The sequence below is a fragment of the Leptotrichia hongkongensis genome, from assembly GCF_041538065.1.
GTDB lineage: Bacteria > Fusobacteriota > Fusobacteriia > Fusobacteriales > Leptotrichiaceae > Leptotrichia > Leptotrichia hongkongensis.
Map to the genome: position 1 here is coordinate 273874 of NZ_JBGORW010000001.1, position 25417 is coordinate 299290.

Sequence of the window (25417 nt, forward strand, 5' to 3'; positions counted from 1 at the left end):
ATATTTTTATAAAAAAGGTGTATATTTAAAGAAATATGGAGTTTCTGTAGTAGTAAGTTTTGGGTATAGGAATGAAGAGTGCCAAAAAAAGTAAGAAAATCACTTTAATAGTTTTTGGAAATAATTAAGTAAAGTGTTTTACTTCTTGTTGTAAGATGAAAAAGTAAAAAGTTGATAAATATAAATAAAGATAAAAACACAGTTCTGGTTGGTAGTCCAGACGCAGTAATGTAAGTAACCTGCCTCCTTAGGTTGTCCATTCTTTATTATAAATTTTTTTAAGGAGGCTGAAATTATGAGAAAGATTTCAGGAAAATTGACAGTTTTTTTTGAAAATCCTTTTTGGGTAGGAATTTTTGAAAATTTTGAAAATGGTAATTTATCAGTTTGTAAAGTAACTTTTGGTTCGGAACCTAAAGAATATGAAATTTATGATTTTATATTAAAAAAGTTTTGTAATCTTCGATTTAGTAATGAAATGAAGTCAAATTTTAATGAAAAAGCCAAAAATCCAAAACGTAGACAAAGAGAAATAAAAAAAGAGCTTCAAAGTAAAAAATTTTTGAAAAAATCGGAAGAAATTTTAAAATTACAATACGAAGAGAATAAAAGGGAACGAAAAGTTAAAACAAAACAAGAAAAAGAACTTGAAAAACAGAAAAAATTTTTATTGAAACAGGAGAAAAAGAAAAAGAAACATAAAGGAAGATAAAAAGGAGGTTTTTAATAAAAAAACCTTTATAATTGGAATATTGCTGTTATCTATGTTTTCCTGCGAGAAAAATAAAGAAAATAAGAATAATGGCGACTTGATAGCTAGAGATTTTGAAAAAGCATCTGATATGACAGTTGAGGAAGAAATGAAGCTGATGGAAGATCACATAGTGGAAGTATCTAAAAAATATGGAATAACTGCAGATGAAGTAAAGAAAAAATTGGAAGAAGTTGGTAAATATCTAAATGAAGATGTAGTGCCAGACAAAGAATATAAAAATCAATAATTTTTTATAGCAAGTTGCAGTAAGTTAAATTTTATTATATAATATAAGCAAATAAAAAAGAATAGAATAGGAGAATGAAAGTAAAAATGTCAGAAAAAAAAGTAAGAGTTAGAATAGCACCGTCTCCAACTGGAGATCCACACGTAGGAACTGCCTACATTGGACTATTTAATTATGCATTTGCAAAACATAATGGTGGAGATTTTATTTTAAGAATAGAAGATACGGATAGAACGAGATTTTCAGGAGATTCAGAACAGCAAATTTTTGATGCAATGAAATGGCTTGGGTTAAATTATGATGAGGGTCCAGACGTTGGGGGAGAAGCAGGGCCTTATAGACAGTCGGAAAGATTTTCGATTTATAAGGATTATGCTGAACAATTGGTGGAAAAAGGGGAAGCGTACTACTGTTTCTGTACTGCTGAAAGATTGCAAAAATTAAGAGAAAGACAAGCGGCTATGAAACAAGCACCGGGATATGACGGGCATTGCAGAAACTTGTCAAAAGAAGAAGTGGAAGCAAAACTAGCGGCTGGAGAGCCTTATGTTATCAGACTTAAAATGCCTTATGAAGGTGAAACTGTTGTAAATGATGGATTAAGAGGAGAAATTAGATTTGAAAACAGTAAAATTGACGATCAAGTTTTATTAAAATCTGATGGATTCCCAACTTATCATTTGGCAAATATTGTTGATGATCATTTGATGGGGATAACTCACGTTATAAGAGCGGAAGAGTGGATTTCTTCTACGCCTAAGCATATTCAGTTATACAAAGCATTTGGATGGGATGAGCCAAAATGGTATCACATGCCACTTTTAAGAAATGCTGACAAAACTAAAATTTCAAAGAGAAAAAATCCTGTTTCATTGAATTATTATAAAGAAGAAGGATATTTAAAAGAGGGATTGCTAAACTTCCTTGCACTTATGGGATGGAGCTTTGGAGAAAATAAGGAAATTTTTACTATTGATGAAATGATACAAAATTTCTCATTTGATAAAATTTCTCTTGGAGGGCCTGTATTTGACCTAGTTAAATTGGGATGGGTAAACAATCATCACATGAGATTAAAGGATTTGGATGAATTGACAAAATTGGCTATTCCGTATTTTGTGCAAGCTGGTTACTATGAAAATGAAAACTTGTCAGATGAAGAATTTTCAAAATTAAAAAGAATTGTGGAAATTACAAGGGAAGGTTCACAAACATTAAAAGAATTGCCAGTAAATGCTTCAATTTACTTTGAAGATGAATTTGAATTGCCAGTAATTGAAGAAGGAATGAATAAAAAAGAAAGAAAATCAATCGAAAAACTGACTTCTTCACTTGAAACAGAAACAGGTAAAAAATCTATCCAAATGTTTATTGAAAAAATAAATAAATTAAATGAAGAAATTTCAGAAGACGAAGCAAAACAAATCCTGCACGAACTGCAAGATGAAATAGGAGAAGGTCCAGCAGCAGTATTAATGCCACTTAGGGCAGTTATTACAGGAAAAGCCAGAGGAGCCGATTTATACACAGTAATTGCAGTTATTGGAAAAGAAAGAACATTGGCTAGAATAAATAATATTTTGAATAAATAAAATATTTTTAAATCTAAATAATATTAAACTAATCGATGGATTAATTTCTGTAATAAAACAGGAATTAGTCCTTTTTGTTTATTTTGTAATCTTGTTCGTTACTAAAAATCATTATTTTAAAATATTAGTTTATTAAAATGTTATATCTTATACTAAACCCCAATTAAATAACGAAATTATTATAAACTTTTCTAATAAAGGATATAAACTTGATATTTTTAAATAATTAAATTATAATTTTTTAAACATAATCTAGTATAAATAACCGGTCGGAGCATTTTTCTGTGCTGGCAAAACTGTTTGAGCATAGCGAGTTTTTTGTCAGTGCAGAAAAATGTGTAGACTAGCCATAGGTTATTGCGTAGCAATCTTGCCACAATTTTAATTATTAGGATAAATCTTTATTGCAAGGTAAGGATTTGCCGCAATGAGCAATCCTACGAAAATAAAAATGAAAAAATATAATAATATGAAAAAATATTTATTAATAAAGATATTGAAAAAAATAATAAAAACACTTTAATTGAATGATTATGAATTAGCTATTAAATAACTTTATTATAAAAATTTTTAAATCAGATTTTAGTATTAGTGATAAATAAAAAACTGCACTTTAATCATATATAAGATTTAAAATGCAGTATAAAATTATATTTTTTAATTAGTTCTTATTTTTGATTTTTTAAATCAGATTTAGATTCTGGTTTATGGTTATCGGGAACATCGCCAAAAATATCCCTGAAAAATCCAACTTCCAGTTCTCTTGAAAATACATTTTTCAAAATAATCATTACAACAGGCCCGATCAGGAATCCCATCACACCAAAAATTTTGAATCCTGAGTACATTGAGATTAGTGTGATTAATGGATGGACTCCTAAATTTTGGCTTACCAGCTTTGGTTCCAGCATTTGCCTTACAGAAAGGACAAATAGGTAAATTATTATTAGGGCAATACCTAATTTTATGTCAGATAGTGCAAAAGAAATTACCGCCCATGGGATTAAGACTGTTCCTGCTCCTAATATTGGGAGTGCATCGATTGTACAGATTATGATTGACATTAATAGGGGATATGGTACATTTAGCCCTAAAAATGATAATAAATTTAAACATACTAGAAGTTCAAAAAAACATATTGTCATTAAAATAATCTGTGCCTTGATATAAGAGCCAAGAACTGTAAACATGTCAGTTTTTATATTGAAAACCTTATCTAGCCAAGACTTTGGAAGCTGCTGCTCTAGGAAAGATACAATTTCATCCCTGTCAAGACTTATAAAGAAAGTTGCAAGAATCGTTATACAGATATATAGAATTACAGTCGGAATAGATGTAATAAAACTTATCAGCCCTTTTATAAATCCTCCAAGTTTTGAAGAGCCTGAGGAAATAAAACTGTTTATCGTATCGTTTACCTGCTTTGTAAATCCTGACGGAAAATTTCCAAGATAAGTATAAACTTTTGCCATGCTGTCAGTCCATAATTTTTGTGTTATTTCGCTATAACTGTTAAGATTTTGCGATAATTTATAAATTTCACTTATCAATTTTAATGATCCCCAGCCAATAATTCCAAAGAATATCAATAAAAATGTTACAATAGAAATTATTGTAGACAGCTTTTTTGAAAGCTTTAACCTTTTTTGCAAAAATCGTGTAAACGGCCGTGTCAATATTGAAAAAAACAACGCTATCGTAAATGGAAACAAAAATATCCCAAGTTTAAATGCTAAAAATACAACTAGCAAAATTAAAGCAATATAAACGAGAAAATATAATTTTTTAAAGTCAAAATTTTTGTAACTTGCCATATAATCTACTCCTTTTTTATTTATTGAATTTATCATTTTATAGATTATTATATAATAAATACAGCAAATTGTAAATCTGTAATTTTTTCTAATTAGTTGTATTTTTTTTTAATGTATGTTAAAATATTCTAAAATTTGTTATATAAATAAAAGTGAAAGCAGGTAGAACATGTACAGAAAAAGATTAAACGGAACTAGAGAAATTGAAGATGTTTTAAAAAAATTAAAAGGAAGAGTAGGTAATTAATATGAGAAAGACAAAGTATTTTATTATGGGATTTATCTTTTTATTGTTTCTGAATTCATGCGGCTATCTTCCATATATCTATGAACAGGCTGTAGTTGCTGCTGGTGGTAATCCATATAAAGATCCAAAACCTAAAAAAGATGCACCAAATGCAATAGGTAATCCTAAATATAAACAACAGATAGAGTTATTGTTACAAGATATATCAAATAGAGAATTAACAGAAAAATTTTATTATTTTGAAGACAACGAAAAAGAAACAATATTATGGTTACCAGAAGGAATTATTCACGGTCAAGGAAAAAATTTATTAAAAGATAGAAAAACAGGATATGGTATTCCATTAACTTTTAATACTCTTTCTGAATGTCCAAAATCTTATTCATTAGATGAATTCGAGAGCTTAAAGTTAATTTCAAATTCAAATTCAATAAATAAAAAATATATATATATAACTTTCTATGGTGATGATAAATATATAAAAGAAATAGTGCAAAAAATCAAGGAAAAAAATGGATTTACTCATCGTTGTAAAAATGGTAAATTTGATTAATTTATTTGAAATAAAATTGGTTTTGTACTAAATTTCATTTTTAAACTAAATTCAGGATTAGATAATCGTTGTGAACTACAGCGATTATTTTTTTGTATTGTTATAAATTGTTGTGTTGTTGAATTGTACTCGAAATTATGGTAATATATTAATTAAATAAATGTGTTGATTAGAATTGAGGAGGAGAAATAAATGTATAAAGTATTAGTTGGGGAATATATTGATGATGAGGCGATTGCAGGACTGCAGGAAGCTAGAGATGTGAAAGTTGATGTGAAAGTTGGAATTTCACGTGAAGAAATTTTGGATATAATTGGTGAATATGACGCTCTTATTGTGAGAAGTGTTATAAAAGTAGATAAGGAACTGCTGGATAAGGCAAAAAATCTGAAAATAGTCGGACGTGCTGGAAACGGTACGGATAATATCAATATTCCTGAAGCGACTGCACATGGGGTAATTGTAGCGAATACTCCTGACAGCAATACAGTTTCGGCTTGTGAAATTGCGATTGGGCTAATGCTTGCCTCTGCGAGAAATATTGTTGCGGCAAATAATTTTATAAAAAGTGGAAAATGGGAAAGAGAAATATTTGTAGGAAGCGAGATGTTTGAAAAAACATTGGGGATTATCGGACTTGGAAGAATTGGTGGACTGGTTGCTACGAGAATGAAAGCGTTTGGAATGAAGCTTGTTGCTTATGATCCATATATTTCAGATGAGCGTTTTAAGAGATATGGCTGTGAAAAGGCTAAAACATTGGATGAACTGTTGGAAAAAGCAGATGTGATAACTATTCATACGCCTAAGACTAAAGAAACTGTGGATATGATAAACACTGAAAATATTCACAAGTTAAAAGACGGTGTAAGGCTTGTAAATGCAGCACGTGGAGGGTTATTTAACGAAGAGGCTGTGGCTGAAGGATTAAGAAGTGGGAAAATTGCGAGCTTTGGATATGATGTTCACACGGTTGAGCCACGTTCTGAATGTATTCTTTATGAATTTGAAAATGCAATTACAACGCCACATATTGGGGCGACTACTTATGAAGCACAGCGAAATGTAGGAACTCAGGTTGTAAAACAGGTATTAAATGGACTTCGTGGGGAAATAGTTGAAACGGCTGTGAATCTGCCTGCAATTGGAAGAGAAGAATTTTTAATTGTAAAACCATTTATAAATTTGGCTGAAAAATTAGGAAAAATTTATTTCCAAATTGAAAAAACTCCAATTACAAATGTTGTGCTTAATTATTATGGAGAAATTGCCGAGCAGGAAACTGCACTTGTGGATTCGACAGCAATAAAAGGGATTCTGGAGCCAGTTTTAAAAGAAGAAGTTAATTATATTAACTCAAAGCCGCTTGCTGAAAAAAGAGGTATTAATATTTCAATAAATAAAAAGGAACATAAATATAAAAATTATTCTTCAGCAATAGAATTTGTAATAACAAATGAAGAAGGCAAGAAAATATATGTTGTTGGAACAATTGGAATGAATAATGAGGAAAGAATTATCAGCATAAAGAATCATGATGTGGATATGGCAATTTCTGACAATATGATTTATTTAGGAAATGAAGATGTGCCAGGAGTTATCGGAGCTGTGGGGGCAACACTTGGAAAACAAAACATAAATATTGCTACAATGAACGTAGGTAGACGTGAAAACAGTGCAATTATGCTGCTTACAGTTGACAGTGAAGTCGGTAAGAAATCATTGAAGGAACTTAGGGAACTGAGTCAGATAAAATGGGCTCATTATTTGGATTTAACAATATAAAAAAATAAAATTGAAAGTGTTAATCTTAGAGTTAAATTGTAAAAGGAAGAAGACAGAGTAAAGATATACTCGCAGCAAATAAAATAACAGCAACTTTGAAGAAAGGGTATAGATGAATAAAAAAGAATTTTCGTATGATTTATTAGAAATTAGTAACAGGTGCATAAATAGAGATGTAAAAGAGGAAATTTTTGAAAAAAATAGCAAAAAGGCTGGAAAGAAAGCATATTGCGAGAGTGAAAAATATAAATTAGAAAACAAAAAAAATAATAAAAACAGAGTAAATAAAAAATATTACAATGTTGTAAATAAAAAGATTATATCAGATAAAAGAATAGTTGTAACATCGTTAATGGCAGGTGCTGCAAGCTTGCTGAATGCAGAATCGGCTGAAACCTTAAAGCCATCTGGGTATACGGTAAATTATAATGAAAATACGGGAAATGATGAAAAAACTGATAAAAAGTCAAATTTTGAAAATGTAAAAAATGTTTTGATAAGTCAAAACTTAAATAAAACTGGAGCAATAGATACTGAAAAATCAGACAGGATTAAAGTAAGGCCTGCAACAAAGGAAGACAATATCAGATTTTCATTTAATGCAAAATTTGATATGCTGTTATCAAAACGAAATTCAAAAAATGAATCAGAAAACAGTATTAATACAAGCAATACTGGAAGCACTTTTACATCACCTGTAAACACAGGCGCAAGTTCAGGCATAGGAGCTTCATCAACACCATCGGTACAGACAACCAGGGTAATAAATCAGCAAATATTGATACCAATATATAAATACCCGCATTCAAATGATCCTTACTGGCAGCAAGTGACAAATATGGGTGGTTCAAAAATACCTTATGTTGTCTTAAATCCATCAAGTGGGCCAGGAACAGCAGTTGATGCAAATTATGTTCGTCAAATTTCATCAAACATTAATTCAGGAATAAAAAATATAGCTTATGTAGCGACTGGATATCAATCAAAAAGTGCGGCAGATATTATTGCAGATTTAGATAAATATGGAAGTTTATATGGAATGAACAATTTTTCGGGAGTTTTCCTGGATGAAATGGCAAGTGGGACAGATGCAAATGCAAGATATATGGAAAATGTCTATAAAACCATAAAAGCAAAATATCCTAATTTAATGGTTGTAGGAAATCCTGGAAAAAGCATAACTGATTCAATTGCACCGTATTCAGATATATTTGTAACAAAGGAAGTTAGTGCCAGCACATATCTGAATAATTATCGTGCACCAAGTTCGGCCTTTGAAAATAACCCTGCAAATGCAAATCGTATTATGCACATTATTTACGGGGCGACTCCAGCACAATATGATGAAATTATAAGATTGTCAAGAGAGAGAAATGTTGGATGGCTATATATTGTAAATGATACAAACTATAATAACTTGCCAACCAATTTTTCATCATTAGTTGATAATATAAACACTCCTTTAGTTGTTCCTGTACTTTCACAAAATTCTAATAAACTAATGACTAGAGTTGCTTCACCATCGACTTTGTCAACGCAAGTGCCATTAGAAGCTCCTAGATCAAAAGTCAATCTTGATTTAGTAAAAAATATTAAATCTTCTATTTTTCAAAATTTACAGAATACAGAAGAAGGCAAGACGGATATTGATTTTACATACATTGGGAACTTTAGTACAGACTACAAAGATAAAAAAAGTAGCGTGGAGTATGACTCGGACAGCAGAGGAATATTAATTTCACTTATGAAAAACTTTGGTAAATTTACAGTTGGTGGAGGTTTAGGATATCAAGATTCAAAAGTAAATTATAAAGGAAATTTTGAGGGAATAGATGAAAAAATAAAGTCACATCAGTTTATATTAAGCGGAAAATATGAATTTAATGACAATATTGACTTAACAAATGTATTAACATATTCTGGCAATAGTCATAAATTTAAAACAGAAACAGGTGCTGGGTTAATGAATGATGTAAAATATAAGTCACGAATTTTAGATTATACTACGAAATTAGGATATAAATTTTTTATAGATAATGGATATGTAAAGCCATACATAGGTTTAGCGGCGATAAGAGTTTCTGAAGGTAAAATGGATAAGCTAGATATTTCAGAGTCGACAAAAAGTGGTTTAGAATGGTTACTTGGAGTGTATGCTGAAAAAACAATTGGACAATTTGACATGTTTGGAAAGGCTGAATATGGGCTTAGAGCTAAAAAAGACTCATATCATGGAAAAAGAAATTATGGAAATTATAAAATAGCGCCTTTATCTTATTCGAGAGGTGTATTTAATGTTGAATTAGGAACAAACTACAGAATAAATGATTATGTGAAAGCAAGTCTTGGATATGGACTGGCAGATTCAAAAAACAGCTCAATAAAATTGGGATTAGAAGCAAGTTTTTAGGAGCTAAAAAAATTAAATATCAGAAGGAAAGAGTAAAAAATGAAAGGAGATAAATTGAGAAGAGTTAGATTTTTCTCAATTTTAAAAATAAAATGGGTTTAAAATTTAAAGTAAAAGTACCGGGAACATCAGCTAATATTGGTGTGGGATATGACTGTTTGGGAGTTGCATTGGATTACTTTTTGGAGCTGGAAGTTGAGGAAAGTGATAAAATTGAATTTTTGAAGCGATAAAATATACGGAAAAGCATTTGGTAAAAAATATTCCAAGCTATAAGGTAAATATTGTGAAAAATGATATTCCAATTTCACGTGGGCTAGGGAGCAGTTCATCGGCTATTGTCGCTGGTATTATGATTGCAAATAAATTTGCTGGTGATGTGCTGGATATTAACGAGGTGGTAAGACTGGCTGTGGAAATGGAAGGACATCCTGATAATGTGGTACCCGCAATCTTTGGTGGAATGGTACTTACTGCACATGATAAGAAAAATCTTGTATACAGTTCATTAATAAATTCTGATGACTTATGTTTCTACGTAATGATTCCAGATTTTAAATTATCGACAGAAAAAGCAAGAAGTGTCCTGCCAAAAACGTATCTAGTTTCTGACGCAATAAATAACATCTCAAAACTAGGTTTACTTGTAAACGCCTTTAACAAAGGAGAATATGACAACTTACGTTTTCTTTTAGGCGATAAAATCCACCAGCCTTATAGATTCGCATTAATAAACGATTCAGAAAAAATCTTTGAAGCCTCTAAAAAACACGGTGCATTGGGAGAATATATAAGCGGTGCAGGGCCTACATTGATTTCGTTAAATTACGACAATGATGAATTTTTGGAAAATATGAAAAAAGAACTTGCAGAATTATCGGATAACTGGACTATCGAAAAAAAGAAAATCAATTTGAAGGGTGCGGAAGTTTATTGATTTTTTAGAATTTGATAGAGAAACGAAATATGTTTTTAAAATTTAGAAAGGAAAGTTAATTAATAAAAAGGGGAAGGTTTTTATGGATGAGTTAAAAAAAATAAAGATAATTGACTTAAAAAATCATAAAGAAATCGTTGAAAAATTTTCGTGTAAAGTAAAGGAAATTGATGATTACTTAAAGAAAAAAGCATATATTGATATGTCAAAAATAAAATCAGCAACTTATCTTTTGTTTAAAAATAATGAATTGTTTGGATTTTATACATTAAATATTTATCAAATTGAGGACAATGAACCTAATGATGATGGAGATATAGAAAGTTTTAATTATTTAGAATTAAAATATTTGGGAGTAGATGTTAAATATCAAAATAAAGGGATAGGAAGTGAAATTATGAAAAAGATTATTATTCCAGAAGCTAGAGAATATTTTAATTTTCTTAATCTTGTAAAAGGTTTATTTATAATTCCATTAAATGATAAAGTAAGAAATTTTTATTTTAAATTTGGTTTTCAAACTTTGAAATTTGATATTTACAATGGAGAAGAAATAGAATATTTATGGATTGATTTTTTATCAAAAAATTAATATAATTAACTTAAGGAGGGATTATTATGTCAATAATTGTAAAAAAAGGACAGTTAGAAAAAATAAATAAAGAGATTGCAAAAAGAAATTTGTCTGAAAGACGTACTTATACAGTAAAAGAATTCCCAGAAAGTAATCTTTCAAAAAAGGCTGAAGAAGCCTTGAATAAAATATTTTCATCTATGAAGTAAAAGTATTGAAAGATCAATTAAAAAAGAGTCTGAATTGCAGAATTTACTCTTGGAATATTTATTTTCAATAAAGAAAAATAGAGGGGTTGAAAAAAAAGTGAAAATGTGTTATTATAATTGTAGAAAATAATTTTAGGTAGAGAGTGGGTTAGCCCACTCTTTAGTTTTAGATATGAGGTGTAATTTTATGGAACAGATTTTAGATGAGTTTGAGAAGAAAATCGAACCGCATTTAAAGGAAATGAATCTGGAATTAGCAGATTTGGAATATGTGAGGGACGGAGGATACAATTATTTAAGAGTGTATGTGGAGAAACTGGATGGAACTACTACACTTGATGATTGTATTGATTTTAGCCGTGAAATTGATGGAATTGCGGATGACTTGATTGAGGAAAAGTTTTTTCTGGAGGTTTCGACACCTGGAGTTGAGCGTAGATTGAGAAAACCTAAGGATTTTGTGAGATTTTTGGGAGAGAGAATTAACGTTCAGGCTAAGAGTAACATTGATGGGGTGAAGAGATTTTTAGGAAAATTGGAAAAATTTGAGAATGATACGGTTTTTCTTTTAGATGATAAATTGGAAAAAATAGTGGAAATACCACTTTCTAAATTAAAGAAAGCAAATTTAATATATGAATTACCAAATGGCATATTAAATAGTGAGGAGGAATGATGAAAGGGCGAGATCAAAAAATATTTTTGGAAGCACTTGATGAACTTGAAAAGGAAAAAGGGATTTTAAAGGAAGAATTACTGGAAACAATAGAAACTGCATTGCTTGCGGCATACAAAAAAAATTATGGTGAAAAAGACAATGTAAAAGTAACAATTAATAGAAATAGTGGAGATGTAAAGGTTTATTCACAAAGGCTGATTGTAGAAAACGTAGAAAATCCCGAAGAGGAAATTAGTCTGCAAGATGCAATTTCTGTTAAAAAGCGTGCTAAGCTGGGAGATATTCTGGATTTGGAAATTAATGCGGAAAGTTTTAAGAGAAATGCTATTCAGAATGCAAAACAGATTGTTGTACAAAAAGTTAGGGAATGTGAAAAAAGAAATATCTTTAATAAATTTAAGGAAATTGAAAATTCAATTGTTTCTGCAAATGTTAGAAAGACTGATGAAAAAGGAAATTTGTATGTGGATATAAATGGACTTGAAGCAATTGTGCCAGCAAAGGAATTATCACCAGTAGATATATTCAGACAAGGAGATAGAATTAAAATTTATATCGGCGCTGTGGAAGAGTCTACAAAATTTACAAAAACTTTTGTTTCAAGAAAATCTGAAGAATTACTTCGAGGACTGCTTGAATTAGAAGTTCCTGAAATTTATGAGGAAATTATTGAAATCAGAAACATCGCAAGGGAAGCGGGAAGCCGTTCTAAAGTGGCTGTTTATTCAAATGATGAGAATCTGGATGTTAAAGGTGCATGTATTGGGCGTAATGGGATGAGAATTCAAAACATTATCGATGAACTTTGTGGAGAAAAAATCGATATTGTTCTTTGGAATGAGGATATAACGGAATTTGTAAAAAATGCCTTGAATCCTGCAGAAGTTCTGTCAGTGGAAATCATTGAGGAAGGCGAAGAAAATATGAAAGTTGCAAGAGTGCTTGTAGCAGAAAATCAATTATCACTTGCAATTGGTAAAAAAGGTCAAAATTCAAGACTTGCGGCAAGACTGTGCGGTGTGAAAATTGATATTCATACAGAGCCATCTGAGGTAGAGGAAAATAGAGAATTTGAAGAAAAAAGTGCTTTTGGAGATTCGTTAGATGAAATAGAAAGCATTGAAAAATCTGATAATCTGCAAGATGATTATGAAGTTGAAGAAAGTGCGTTTGCGGTACTTAACGAAGATGGTGAATAAAAAAGAGCAATTTTAAATTAAATTGTATCAAACAAGGAGATGAACGGATAGTTTGGATACATTGAATGAAAATGTAAAAGAAATAAATAAGCCTGAAAGAATGTGTATATGCTGCAGAAGAAAAGGTCAAAAAAATGAATTTTTTCGGATAACTGAGCAAGATGGAAAATATATTTTTGATAATGGAATGAAAGTTCAGGCAAGAGGATTTTACGTCTGTAAAACGAATGAATGCATTGAAAGGCTTTCAAAACATAAAAAATATAACATTGAAATTGAACAGCTAGTAAAAATGCTGGAGCAAGTAAAGAATGAAAAGAAAAGTATAATCGACATTTTAAGGCCAATGAAAAATTCCGAATATTTTGTGTTTGGAATAGATGAAGTTTTTGATGGAATAAAACGTGATAAGATAAAACTTGTGATTATTCCATCAGATATAAAGGCAAAATATATTGAAGAATTTGAAAAAATGAAGAAAAACTTTAATTTTGAAATTATATTTATTGAAAAGAAAGAAGAATTAATAAGACTTTTTTCAAGAGATGTAAATGTCATAGGTATTTTTAACAAAAAAGTAATAAAAGGAATATTAAGCAAAGTGGAGGTGATGAATGGATGAAAGTGCATGAATTAGCAAAGGAAAATGGTTTTACGGCAACAAAATTTATGGAGGAAATCAGAAAATTTGGGGTAGATAAAAAACACCACATGAATGTACTAAGTGATGAAGAAGTAAGCCTTATAAGGAAAAAACTTCAAAAAGGTGTCCAAAATAATCAAAATAACGGTAAAACGGAGAATCTGAATAAAAAAGAAATTAAATCAAATGAAAATATTGCAAAAACAGTAAATAGCCATTCAGACAATCAAAAAAACAATAGTATTGAACATAATAAAATTAATGAACAAGAAAACATTAATAAAAATTATGAGAAATCAAAACAGCCATTGGAAAAAGATATTAAACTAAATGCAGAAAATAAATCAGATAATAGTAATAAAAATAATCTGAATAATGTAAAAGATTTAGATAATAATAAAAATCATAAATTTGATAAAAAAGAAAATAAAAAGAAAATGGAGATGAAAGTTAATTTGAGTAGTCAGAGTAATAAAATGAATGAAGTAAATAAAGATAAGCAGAATTTTCAAAATAGAGAAAACAGAGAAAATGGAGGAAGAAACTTCCAAAATCGAGACAACCGAAATAGAGAAGATAGAAACAAAGACGGATTTAGACGAGAAGGAAGAGATAATTTCAGAAAAGATAATAGAAACTTTAACAGAGATGGAAATTTTCAATCAAGAGATGGCCGTGATAACCGAAGCTTCCAAAATAAAGATAATCAAGATAATAGGGAAAATGGAGGAAGAAACTTCCAAAATCGAGACAACCGAAATAGAGAAGATAGAAATAAAGACGGATTTAGACGAGAAGGAAGAGACAGCTTCAGAAAAGATAACCGAGGCTTTAATAGAGATGGAAATACTCAATCAAGAGATGGCCGTGATAACCGAAGTTTCCAAAATCGAGATAGAGATAATCAAAGTGGTTCAAGAAACTTTAGAGATAGACAGGACAATAGAGGATTTTCTGATAAAGGCGGATTTAATAAGGACAGAGATGACTTTAGAAGAGACAGCCGAAGTTTTTCTAATGCTAAAAAGGAGCCAGCATCTGAAATTCCTGCAGCAACAGTAGCCGAAAAAGGGAAAGCTGGTGGAAAAGGAAAAGGAAAATTTGAGAAGAAAAAATACGAAAAAAACAGAAGAGACAGAGAACATCAAGAAAAAGAACTTCGTTCAGACTTTAGAAAAGATGACAAAAAGAAAAAGAAAAACAAGAAACAGGAAAAAGTTGTCAAGGATGAAATTGTTAGAATTGAAGGAGAGAGCATAGGAATGATAACAATTGGAGAAGAAATTGTTATTAAAGATTTAGCTGAAAAACTAGGAATCAATGTTTCTGATATAATTAAAAAATTCTTTATGGAAGGAAAACTTCTTACTGCAAATGCAATTTTATCATTTGAAGAAGCCGAAGAAGTGGCTCTTGAATATGAAGTAATTGTAGAAAAAGAAGTAGTTGAAGAAGTTAGTTATGGTGAAAAATATCATCTTGAGCAGGAAGATACAGATGAAGAACTTGTAACAAGAGCACCTGTTATTACAATAATGGGACACGTTGACCACGGTAAGACATCGTTATTAGATGCACTTAGACACACAAATGTAATGGGTGATGAAGCTGGAGGAATCACGCAAAAAATAGGGGCTTATCAAGTAAATTGGAAAGGTCAAAGAATTACATTTATTGATACTCCAGGACATGAGGCGTTTACTGAAATGAGGGCAAGAGGAGCGAATATTACAGATATTTCAATTCTAATTGTAGCAGCTGATGATGGGGTAAAACCCCAAACTGTAGAGGCAATTTCTCATGCTAAGGAAGCAGGAGTCCCAATAATCGTTGCAATTAACAAAATTGATAAGCCAGGTGCAGATCCTATGAAGGTTAGAACTGAATTGACTGAATATGGACTGATGTCACCTGAATGGGGAGGAACTACTGAATTTGTTGAAATTTCTGCAAAACAGAAAATTAATTTAGAAGAACTTCTTGAAACAATACTAATTACAGCGGAACTTGAAGAATTAAAGGCCAATCCAAACAAACGTCCTAAAGCAGTTGTAGTAGAGTCAAGACTGGATCCAAAAATGGGAGCAGTTGCCGATGTGCTTGTGCAGGAAGGGACACTTAAAATTGGAGATGTGTTCGTAGCAGGGGAAGCTCATGGTAGAGTCCGTTCAATGCTTGATGACAGAGGTAAAAAAATAAATAAAGCCATTGTTTCACAGCCAGTAGAAATTACAGGATTTAATGTTGTGCCAAATGCAGGTGATGTTTTATACGGTGTAGAAAGCGATAAGCAAGCTAAAAAAATTGTAGAAGACTTTATTAGAGAGAAAAAAGTAAACGAGCAGAATAAGAAAAAACATATTTCACTAGAAAGTTTGTCTCAAGAATTAGAAGAACAAGAATTAAAAGAATTGAAATGTATTATAAGAGCCGACTCAAAAGGGTCTGTTGAAGCATTAAGAGAATCACTTGAAAAACTTAATACTGAAAAAGTTGTAATTAACGTAATTCAAGGAAGTGCAGGAGCTGTAACTGAAGGAGACGTAAAACTTGCAGAAGCATCAAATGCGATTATAATTGCATTTAATGTACGTCCAACAACACCAGCTAGAATCATTTCTGAAAAAATTGGAGTAGAAATTAGAAACTATAACGTAATCTACCATGCAACTGAAGAAATTGAGAAAGCAATGAAAGGAATGCTTGATCCTGAATTTAAAGAAGTTTACTATGGAAGAATAGAAGTTAAGCAAGTGTTTAAAGTATCAAATGTTGGAAATATTGCTGGAGCAATCGTTGTTGATGGAAAAGTTACAAAAGATTCAAAAATTCGTGTAATTCGTGATGGAATTATCATTTTTGATGGTGAATTAGGTTCATTGAAACGATTTAAAGATGATGTTAAAGAAGTTGTAATGGGACAAGAATGTGGAATTGGTATTCAAGACTTTAATGATATTAAAGCTGGAGATATTATTGAATCGTACATTATGGAAGAAATCCCAAGATAACGGATAGATAGGTGATAATTGTATGAATGATAGAAGAAAAAGAGGACTGGAAAAGGAAATATCAAGAATTATCGGAATGACACTTTTAACAGAAATAAAAAATGACAAAATAAAAAATCTTGTATCAATTCACAAGGTTGAGCTGACAAAAGATGGACGATACCTTGATTTAACATTTTCGGTACTAGATTTGAAAGATAAGGTAAATAAAGAAAAAATCGCCGAAGATTTGAATAAGTTAAAAGGTTTTTTTAGAAAAAAAATAGGTTCACAGCTGTCGATAAGATTTGTTCCAGAAGTGAGAATTCATTTGGATGACAGCGTTGAATATGGAGTAAAAATTGCTTCGATATTGAACGAAATAAAAAAGGATGATCACAATATCGAATAAAACATGGGTCTGCTTTAAAAATATAGAACTAGTTTGATTTTGAAGCAGTCCTTCAACTAAACAAAAAAGGAAGCGATTAATCTTGTAATGAAATGGGAATTAAAAAGCTATAATGAAGATTATTTGACAACAAAAAGTTCTGAATTTGGTGAAAGCAGATTAATTTCAAGGCTGCTTTTGAATCGAGGAATTGACACAAAGGAAAAAGTTTCTAAGTTTTTAAATTCAGATAAAAAAGATATTCATAATCCATTTTTATTTGAAAATATGGAAAAAGTCGTAGAAAGAATAAAAAAAGCTGGGAAAAATAAAGAAAAAATTGTAATTTATGGAGATTATGACGTTGATGGTATATCTGGAGTAGCATATCTAGTAATAATGCTACGAAAATTGGGACTTAATGTTGATTATTATATTCCAAATCGTGTTCACGAAGGGATAGGTATAAATAAAAACCTTTTAAATTTTTTGAAAAAACGGGATGCAAAATTATTTATAACAGTTGATATTTCAATAAATAACCATGAAGAGATATTAATGTTAAAAAATAGCGGTATCGATATAATTATAACAGATCATCATAGGCAGATTGGAGTTCTGGAAGATAAGAATCAGGAAAAAGAATTGGGGATTCTTACAATAAATCCAAAGACTAGTAAAACTTATCCAAATAAATCTCTGTCAGGTTCAGGAGTTGCCTTTAAACTTGCTGACGCTATTTATGAAAGATATGATGCAAATAAAAAAATACTGTATGATTATATGGATATTATAATGATTGGAACAGTTGCAGATGTAGTACCAATGACTGATGAAAACAGGTTTATCATAAAAAAAGGACTAAATAATTTAAAAAAAACCAAAATAAAAGGTTTAAAGTATATTATTAACTATTTGAAGATAAATCCTAGAAATATAACAACTAGCGATATTGGATTTTTTATTGCACCAATTTTTAATGCACTTGGAAGAATTGATAATTCAAAAATTGTTGTAAATTTCTTTATTCAGGAAGATGATTTTAAACTTTTCTCGATTATTGAGGAAATGAAGCGAGCTAATAAAATCAGACGTTATTTGGAAAATGAGATTTATAATGAGCTGGAAGAAAAAATACAGCGTCTAGAACGTCCCAAATATATTTTTATGAAAAGCAGAAAATGGCATTCTGGCGTAATTGGGGTAGTCTGCTCAAGAATCTCAATAAAATATAATATTCCAGTAATTCTTATTTCAATAAAAAATGGATATGGAAAGGCATCATGCAGAAGTATTGAAGGAATTAACATTTTTGATATTTTAAAAAGCGTGTCGAATAAATTGGAGCGATTTGGAGGACATGACTTGGCGGCAGGATTTCTTGTTTCAGAAAAATATTTAGGTGAAATTGAAAAACATCTGCGGCAAAGACTTGCAAGAAAAAATAGGGAAAATGTGCAAAAAACTTTGTATGTTGATGCATGGTTGAACATTGAGTATTTAAACAAAAGAAAATTACATGAAATAAATAGGCTGTCGCCTTTTGGGCTAGATAATCAGGAGCCGAACTTTATGGATTCAGATATTAATTTTCTAAATTTAACGAGATTTGGGATAAATAATCGACATTTTAAAGGATTTGTCAGAAAAAATAACCGTATTATTTCAGTAATTGGATATAATTTAGGACATAAATTGAAAGCAAATAATTTTTATAAGAAAAAATTTAAAATAGTTTATACTCCGATATTTAAGTCAGGACATTCAGATTTATTTATCGAATTGAAAATAAAGGATTTTAAATAAAAATAAATTAATTAAAAAAATTATATATAATAAAAAATTTTAGGAGGAATTAAAAAGATGGCAGTAAAAAAATTAAATGAATCAACTTATGAAGTATCAGCAGTTAGAGAAGGAAAAGAGTTAAAACACTTAAAAGAGCATGTTTTGGTACATTTTAAAGATGCGAAAGTTGATGGATTCCGTCCAGGACACGTACCTGCAAAAGTAATTGAAGAAAAATTCAAGAAAGAAATTGAAGGAGAAATATTAAACCACATTATTTCTGATGAATACAGAAAAGCAGTTGCAGAAAATGAATTAAAACCAATTGCTGATATTAAACTTGAAAAATATGAGCTTAATGATGACAAAGTTGAAGTAGTATTTACAATACCTGTATTGCCTGCATTTGAATTGGGACAATATAAAGGTGTGGAAGTAGAAAAGGAAAAAGTAGAAATTACTGATGAAAAAGTAAACGAAGAAATTGAAAGATTAAGAGAAAATGCTGCAAAATTAAAAGAAGTTGCAGAAAATGAAGAAGCTAAAAATGATGATGTTGTAAATATTAACTTTGAAGGATTTATAGATGGTAAAGCATTTGATGGAGGAAAAGCTGAAGGATATGACTTGACATTAGGTTCTCACAGCTTTATTGACACTTTCGAAGATCAAATCGTAGGACATAAAAAAGGTGATGAATTTAACGTAAATGTTACATTCCCTGAAGAATATCACGCTGAAAGCCTAAAAGGAAAACCAGCTTTATTCAAAGTAAAAGTAAATTCAATCAAGAGAAAAGAAGAAGCTGAATTAAATGATGATTTAGCAAAAGAATTAGGATTTGATTCTGTTGAAGATATGACAGCTAAAACTAGAGAAAATATTACAAAAAGAGAAGAAGCAAGAGCAGAAAATGAATTTAAGAACAAAGTTATAGATGCTGTAGTAAACGGAACAGAAGTTGAAGTTCCAGAAGCATTAGTTCAAAGAGAAATTGACTACCAAATCAACAGATTTGCACAACAATTGCAAATGCAAGGAATTAATCTTAACCAATACTTCCAAATGACAGGGCAAACGATGGAAGCAATGAGAGAAAGCTCAAAAGAAAATGCTGAAAAAGCAGTAAAAACAGAATTAGTACTAGCTGAAATCGCAAAAGCTGAAGGAATTAAAGCAACTGATGAAGAAGTATCAAAAGAAATCGAAACATTAGCTGCAATGTATGGACTTGAAAAAGATGCATTAATAGCTGATGTAAGAAAAAATGGAAACTATGAAAGATTCATTGATGAAACAAACTATAGATTAGTAAATCAAAAAACAATTGATTTATTAGTAAAAGAAGCAAAAGTTAAATAGTAATTTTGAGAAAATTGCTAAATAAAAAGAATATTTTGATTTTAGAAGAATTTTGTGATAAAATAGTTTATTGCGAAATTCTTTTTTCTCTATATTTAAATTGCAAAATGTTAAAACAATTTTGTAATAACAAGAGAAAATAAAAAATGAAAGAAAATTGACGGAAACAGGAGGAAATAATATGTCAGCATATAGTCCAGTAGTTATTGAAAATGATGGGCGTGGGGAAAGAAGTTATGATATTTATTCAAGACTTTTAAAGGATAGAATAATTTTTGTAAGTGGAGAAGTTGAAGATGGAATGGCAAATGCGATTGTCGCTCAATTATTATTTTTAGATGCACAGGATAATGAAAAAGATATAGTTATGTATATAAACAGTCCAGGAGGAGTAATTACCGCTGGGCTTGCGATTTACGACACAATGCGTCACATAAAAAGCGATGTTTCTACAGTATGTGTAGGACAGGCAGCAAGCATGGGAGCAGTGTTATTAGCGGCTGGAGCAAAAGGTAAAAGATACTCGTTGCCAAACTCAAGAATCATGATTCATCAGCCACTAGGTGGAGCAAGAGGTCAAGCAACAGACATTCAGATCCAGGCAAAAGAAATTGAAAGAATGAAGGAAATTACAAGCAAAATTTTATCAGAAGCAACTGGAAAATCAGTAGAAGAAATCTACGCAGATACTGAAAGAGACAACTTTATGTCACCAGAAGAAGCTGTAAATTATGGATTGATAGATAAAATTTTATAAAAACTTTATTTAAAATATATTTTTAAAATTATAGAAAATTTTATTTATGATAGTTTCATTTTTAATTATCTAAACTTCTATTTAATTAAATACATATTAAGCAAAATTTCGTTAGAAGAAAAATAGCTGTCTGAGCTTTTAAAATAAATTTTAAATTGATATAAAATTATTTGTGTTGAAATAATTTATATTTAAAAGCGAGTTCTATTTTTCTTTTATAAGAAAGTTTTGCGTAAAGCGGGAGTGCAGAGGTATGGCGCTTGATACCTCTGCGTTAAAAAAATAATAAGTAAAATAATAAAATAGAAATTAATAATAAAAATATATAAATAGGAATTATATAAAGAAAAAACGAGGTGAAAAATATTGGCAAATAAGAAAAAAAATTACTGTTCATTCTGTGGCAGGGAAGAGCATGAAGTGGAACGGTTAATACAGAGTCCTGAAGAGGATGATGTGTTTATTTGTAATGAATGTATAGAAGACAGTGCTGAATTACTGGACAGTTTTAGGGAATATGACGAAAATGAGCATAACAGGGAAATCACGCTGTTAAAGCCAAAAGAAATAAAGGCAAAACTTGATGAATATATTATCGGACAGGAACAGCCTAAAAAGGTGTTGTCTGTGGCGGTTTATAATCATTTTAAGAGAATAATGCACAAACAGAAAAATGTAGATAATGATGTGGAGCTTCAAAAATCAAATGTACTGCTAGTAGGACCTACTGGAAGCGGAAAAACCTTGCTTGCACAGACACTAGCGAAAACATTGAATGTGCCTTTGGCGATTGCAGATGCAACAACATTGACAGAAGCTGGATATGTTGGGGATGATGTTGAGAATGTACTTTTAAAACTGATAAAAGCGGCTGATTATGATATTGAAGCAGCAGAGCATGGAATAATTTATATTGATGAAATTGATAAAATCGCTAGAAAATCGGAAAATATGTCAATTACAAGGGATGTTTCTGGAGAAGGAGTACAGCAGGCGTTACTTAAGATTATTGAAGGAACTGTTGCAAGTGTGCCTCCACAAGGTGGAAGAAAGCATCCAAATCAGGAAATGATTGAAATTAACACAAAGGATATTTTATTTATCGTTGGTGGAGCATTTGAAGGACTGGAAGCGAAAGTTAAGGATAGAGTTAATGAAAAAAGAGTTGGATTTGGGCTTGAAACAAAAAATACAAAACTAGATGATTTGACTTTATTTGAAAATGTACTGCCTGAAGATTTAATAAAATTTGGACTGATTCCTGAATTAATTGGGCGGTTACCAGTAATCACGGCACTTCATGGACTTGATGAAGAGGCTATGATTAAGATACTGACAGAGCCTAAGAACTCGCTTGTTAAACAATATAAAAAATATTTCGAAATGGAAAATGTTGACTTGGAATTTGATAAGGATGCGATTGTTGAAATTGCACAGCTGGCACTTAAGCGAAAAATTGGAGCGAGGGGGCTTCGTTCAATTATTGAAAGTGTTATGACTGATTTAATGTATGAAATTCCATCGAAGGAAAATGTTAAGAAAGTGATAATTACAAAAGAAGCGGTTACAGATAAAGAAAAAGTGGTTATAGAGTAATCAAGATTTAAAATTATTTATAATAAACTTGAAAATTATTAAATAATAATGGGATTTTATTTATTAAATCTGATTTTAAAGCAGTTTTACTGTATTAAAGAGCAGATTTTAAAGTATGAAAGGAGAAATTATGCAAAATAAACCATTTATAGCAACAAGAGAATTAGTTGTATTTCCAGGTGTTGTAACTCCGATTTTTATCGGTAGGCAGTCAAGCCTGAAAAGTCTTGAAGAAGCAATAGCAAGATTTGACAGCAAACTAATTCTTTCGGCACAAAAAGATGCAAATGTAGAAGAGCCCAAATTTCCAGAAGATATTTATGAAACGGGAGTTTTAGTTCACGTTATACAGACGGTAAAAATGCCAAATGGAAATGTTAAGGTACTAGTTGAAGCTAAGCATAGAGTTTTAATCAACCAATTTCCAAAAGATGATAATGGTGTTGTTTATGCTGAATATGAAGAAATTTTTTCAAAGCCTATCGAGGAGAGTAAAGCTGAAGCCTTGAAACGTAGAGTAATTGATGAATTTTCAAATTATGCACAGAAAACTAATAAAGTATTGCCTGACATTATTTATAATATAAAAGAGATTAGCAATATTGACAAGGTATTTGATTTGATTTGTACAAATCTGATGGTAGCAGTTGAAACAAAACAAGAATTATTGGAAATATTAGATGTGGAAGCAAGAGCATATAAAATTTTGAGTATTCTTGAAAGAGAAATTGAGATTTTTATGCTTGAACGTGAGATTGAAAATCGTGTAAAAGAACAAATGGCAGAAGTTCAGAAAAACTATTATTTACGTGAAAAAATTAAGGTAATGCGTGAAGAAATGGGAGAAGGAACTGATTCTGACGAAGAACTGGAGGAACTTGACCAAAGAGTTAGAGATGCAAAAATTCCTCAGGAGCTAAAAGATAAACTGGTAAAAGAGCTTTCAAGAATGAAGAAGATGCCAGACTTTTCTGCTGAATCTTCGGTAATCAGAACGTATCTTGAAACTGTACTTGAATTACCGTGGGAAGTTTCAACTAATGATGAAATTGATATTGAAAAAGCTGAAAAAATTCTAAATGAAGATCATTATGGATTGGAAGAAGTTAAGGAAAGAATATTAGAATTCTTGGCAATTAAAAAATTGAATAACACATTAAAAGGTTCGATTATCTGTCTTGTAGGACCTCCAGGTGTAGGGAAAACATCGCTTGCACATTCGGTGGCACGTTCAATGAACAGAAAATTCACAAGAATATCACTTGGTGGAGTAAGAGATGAAGCTGAAATTCGTGGACATAGAAGAACTTATGTGGGAGCAATGCCGGGAAGAATTATAAACTCATTGAAACAGGTTGGTGTAAATAATCCAGTAATGCTGTTTGATGAAATTGATAAAATGGCTTCTGACTTTAGAGGAGATCCCGCTTCAGCAATGCTGGAAGTTCTAGATCCTGCACAAAACAACTCGTTTGAAGATCACTATATCGATCATACTTTTGACTTGTCAAACGTATTTTTCATTTGTACAGCAAATGATTTGGGAGGAATTCCAGGACCACTTCGTGATAGAATGGAGATTATCTCAATCGAATCATACACAGAATTTGAAAAATTAAATATTGCAAAAAAATATTTAATACCTCAAACACAAGAAGAAAATGGATTAAAGGATTATAAAGTTTCATTTTCTGATAAAGCAATCATGAAGATTATAAATGAATACACAAGAGAAGCTGGAGTAAGAAATTTACGAAGAGAAATTGGTAAATTATTCAGAAAAATAGCAAAAGAAATACTTGTATCAAAATCTAAGAGTAAAAAAATCTCTGTTTCTGAAACAAAAATCAAGAAATATTTAGGAAATCCAAAATTCAGAGCAGATAAAGTCAAGGAAAAAGAAGGTAAAATTGGTGTTGTAAATGGACTTGCATGGACAGCAGTCGGAGGTACAACTTTAGAAGTGCAGGCAGTAAAAATGGAAGGAAAAGGTGTGCTGCAGCTTACAGGAAAACTAGGAGACGTAATGCAGGAATCAGCTAGAGTGGCTTATTCTTACGTAAGACATATAAAAAATGAACTTGGTATCAAGGAAAAATTTAACGAAACAACAGATGTTCATTTACACTTCCCAGAAGGAGCAGTGCCTAAAGACGGGCCATCAGCAGGTATTACAATTACAACAGCAATTATTTCAGTATTGACGGATAAGGAAGTTAGGCAAGATGTCGCAATGACAGGAGAGATTACGATTACTGGAGAGGTTCTGGCAGTTGGTGGAATCAAGGAGAAGGTAATTGGAGCTCATAGGGTTGGAATAAGAGATGTTCTACTTCCTTATGACAATAAAGTTGATACAGAGGAATTGCCAAAGGAAATTGCAGACCAGATGAAATTCTACTTTGCTAAAACTTACGATGATGTGAAAAAGATTGTTTTTGTAGAGAAGAAAGAAGTAAAAAAAGCAGGAAAAAGAAATAATAAGTAAAAGTATTTAATAAAAAATATTGAGGGAATAAAACAATAGAGATTCTTAGAAATATAACTAAGTTTGCCCTTATTTTTTAGTATAAATTTTCATTAGCATAAAATTAGACTGATATATTTTTTTTAAGTATACATACTGTTTTGAAAAAAAGAAAAATTAGATAAATTAAAAAAGAGATTAGAAATTTTTCGAAATATGGACTAAAAGGCTAGATAAATTCTAGTCTTTTTATTATTTTCTTAGAAAAAAAAGTAAATTTAAAAAATTTTTTTAATTTTTTTTAAAAAAACACTTGATTTTTTTAGTTTTTTGTATTATATATATATTAATAACTTTTCACAAAGACAATATTAATCTAAAATCAAAAAATCACTTATTTTATTTGAAATCACTAAAGCTAAA

Annotated in this window: 21 protein-coding genes; 20 read left to right on the plus strand and 1 reads right to left on the minus strand. The window is 30.5% G+C overall.

Going from position 1 to position 25417, the window contains the following annotated elements:
* The first annotated feature begins 295 nt into the window (after positions 1-295).
* The 3 genes from ACEG17_RS01310 to gltX all read left to right on the plus strand — a co-directional run bounded on the left by ACEG17_RS01310 (position 296) and on the right by gltX (position 2593).
* Positions 296-712 carry a YjdF family protein gene (locus tag ACEG17_RS01310; protein ID WP_372582254.1) on the plus strand — a complete coding sequence of 139 codons (417 nt, stop codon included), beginning with the start codon at positions 296-298 and terminating at the stop codon, positions 710-712.
* A 52-nt stretch (positions 713-764) separates the two neighbouring features.
* Positions 765-1001 (plus strand): hypothetical protein, encoded by a 237-nt coding sequence (locus ACEG17_RS01315; RefSeq protein WP_372582255.1) that lies wholly within the window; start codon positions 765-767, stop codon positions 999-1001.
* Positions 1002-1087: 86 nt separating this feature from the next.
* Positions 1088-2593, plus strand: coding sequence for a glutamate--tRNA ligase (gene gltX / locus ACEG17_RS01320; protein WP_299575244.1), 1506 nt, complete (start codon positions 1088-1090; stop codon positions 2591-2593).
* Between the two features lie 668 nt (positions 2594-3261).
* Here gltX and ytvI read toward each other — a convergent pair.
* On the minus strand, positions 3262-4407 hold the full coding sequence (gene ytvI, locus ACEG17_RS01325; protein WP_372582256.1) for a sporulation integral membrane protein YtvI: 1146 nt from the start codon (positions 4405-4407) through the stop codon (positions 3262-3264).
* Positions 4408-4655: 248 nt separating this feature from the next.
* Between ytvI and ACEG17_RS01330 the strand changes: the two genes are divergently transcribed.
* The 17 genes from ACEG17_RS01330 (at position 4656) to lon (ending at position 25015) form a co-directional block, all read left to right on the plus strand.
* The gene (locus ACEG17_RS01330) at positions 4656-5207 is read left to right on the plus strand and encodes a hypothetical protein (RefSeq protein WP_372582257.1); all 552 of its coding nucleotides are present in this window, start codon (positions 4656-4658) and stop codon (positions 5205-5207) included.
* 192 nt (positions 5208-5399) lie between these two features.
* Positions 5400-6992, plus strand: coding sequence for a phosphoglycerate dehydrogenase (gene serA, locus ACEG17_RS01335; protein WP_372582258.1), 1593 nt, complete (start codon positions 5400-5402; stop codon positions 6990-6992).
* 112 nt (positions 6993-7104) lie between these two features.
* Positions 7105-9402, plus strand: coding sequence for a spherulation-specific family 4 protein (locus ACEG17_RS01340; RefSeq protein WP_372582259.1), 2298 nt, complete (start codon positions 7105-7107; stop codon positions 9400-9402).
* 92 nt (positions 9403-9494) lie between these two features.
* A complete protein-coding gene (locus ACEG17_RS01345) occupies positions 9495-9635 on the plus strand; it encodes a hypothetical protein (RefSeq protein ID WP_372582260.1) in 141 nt (46 codons plus the stop codon).
* 17 nt (positions 9636-9652) lie between these two features.
* Positions 9653-10339: a homoserine kinase gene (thrB, locus tag ACEG17_RS01350; protein ID WP_372582261.1), complete on the plus strand. Its 687-nt coding sequence runs from the start codon at positions 9653-9655 to the stop codon at positions 10337-10339.
* 82 nt (positions 10340-10421) lie between these two features.
* On the plus strand, positions 10422-10931 hold the full coding sequence (locus ACEG17_RS01355) for a GNAT family N-acetyltransferase (protein ID WP_372582262.1): 510 nt from the start codon (positions 10422-10424) through the stop codon (positions 10929-10931).
* Positions 10932-10957: 26 nt separating this feature from the next.
* The gene (locus ACEG17_RS01360; RefSeq protein ID WP_372582263.1) at positions 10958-11122 is read left to right on the plus strand and encodes a hypothetical protein; all 165 of its coding nucleotides are present in this window, start codon (positions 10958-10960) and stop codon (positions 11120-11122) included.
* Between the two features lie 187 nt (positions 11123-11309).
* Complete coding sequence (gene rimP, locus ACEG17_RS01365) at positions 11310-11798, plus strand: ribosome maturation factor RimP (RefSeq protein ID WP_372582264.1); 489 nt, start codon at positions 11310-11312, stop codon at positions 11796-11798.
* Positions 11798-13000 carry a transcription termination factor NusA gene (nusA, locus tag ACEG17_RS01370; protein WP_147005480.1) on the plus strand — a complete coding sequence of 401 codons (1203 nt, stop codon included), beginning with the start codon at positions 11798-11800 and terminating at the stop codon, positions 12998-13000. Before rimP ends, nusA begins: the two co-directional genes overlap by 1 nt.
* 52 nt (positions 13001-13052) lie before the next feature.
* On the plus strand, positions 13053-13622 hold the full coding sequence (locus ACEG17_RS01375; RefSeq protein ID WP_372582265.1) for a DUF448 domain-containing protein: 570 nt from the start codon (positions 13053-13055) through the stop codon (positions 13620-13622).
* Positions 13619-16654, plus strand: coding sequence for a translation initiation factor IF-2 (infB, locus tag ACEG17_RS01380; RefSeq protein WP_372582266.1), 3036 nt, complete (start codon positions 13619-13621; stop codon positions 16652-16654). Before ACEG17_RS01375 ends, infB begins: the two co-directional genes overlap by 4 nt.
* Positions 16655-16676: 22 nt before the next feature.
* Positions 16677-17045: a 30S ribosome-binding factor RbfA gene (gene rbfA, locus ACEG17_RS01385; RefSeq protein WP_372582267.1), complete on the plus strand. Its 369-nt coding sequence runs from the start codon at positions 16677-16679 to the stop codon at positions 17043-17045.
* Between the two features lie 87 nt (positions 17046-17132).
* A complete protein-coding gene (recJ, locus tag ACEG17_RS01390) occupies positions 17133-18830 on the plus strand; it encodes a single-stranded-DNA-specific exonuclease RecJ (RefSeq protein ID WP_372582268.1) in 1698 nt (565 codons plus the stop codon).
* A 57-nt stretch (positions 18831-18887) separates the two neighbouring features.
* Positions 18888-20174 (plus strand): trigger factor, encoded by a 1287-nt coding sequence (tig, locus tag ACEG17_RS01395; RefSeq protein WP_372582269.1) that lies wholly within the window; start codon positions 18888-18890, stop codon positions 20172-20174.
* Between the two features lie 181 nt (positions 20175-20355).
* Positions 20356-20931: an ATP-dependent Clp endopeptidase proteolytic subunit ClpP gene (gene clpP, locus ACEG17_RS01400; protein ID WP_026746415.1), complete on the plus strand. Its 576-nt coding sequence runs from the start codon at positions 20356-20358 to the stop codon at positions 20929-20931.
* Between the two features lie 366 nt (positions 20932-21297).
* Positions 21298-22527, plus strand: coding sequence for an ATP-dependent Clp protease ATP-binding subunit ClpX (clpX, locus tag ACEG17_RS01405; protein WP_021745019.1), 1230 nt, complete (start codon positions 21298-21300; stop codon positions 22525-22527).
* A 130-nt stretch (positions 22528-22657) separates the two neighbouring features.
* Positions 22658-25015, plus strand: a complete 2358-nt coding sequence (gene lon / locus ACEG17_RS01410; RefSeq protein WP_372582270.1) for an endopeptidase La — start codon at positions 22658-22660, stop codon at positions 25013-25015.
* The last annotated feature ends 402 nt before the right edge of the window (positions 25016-25417 follow it).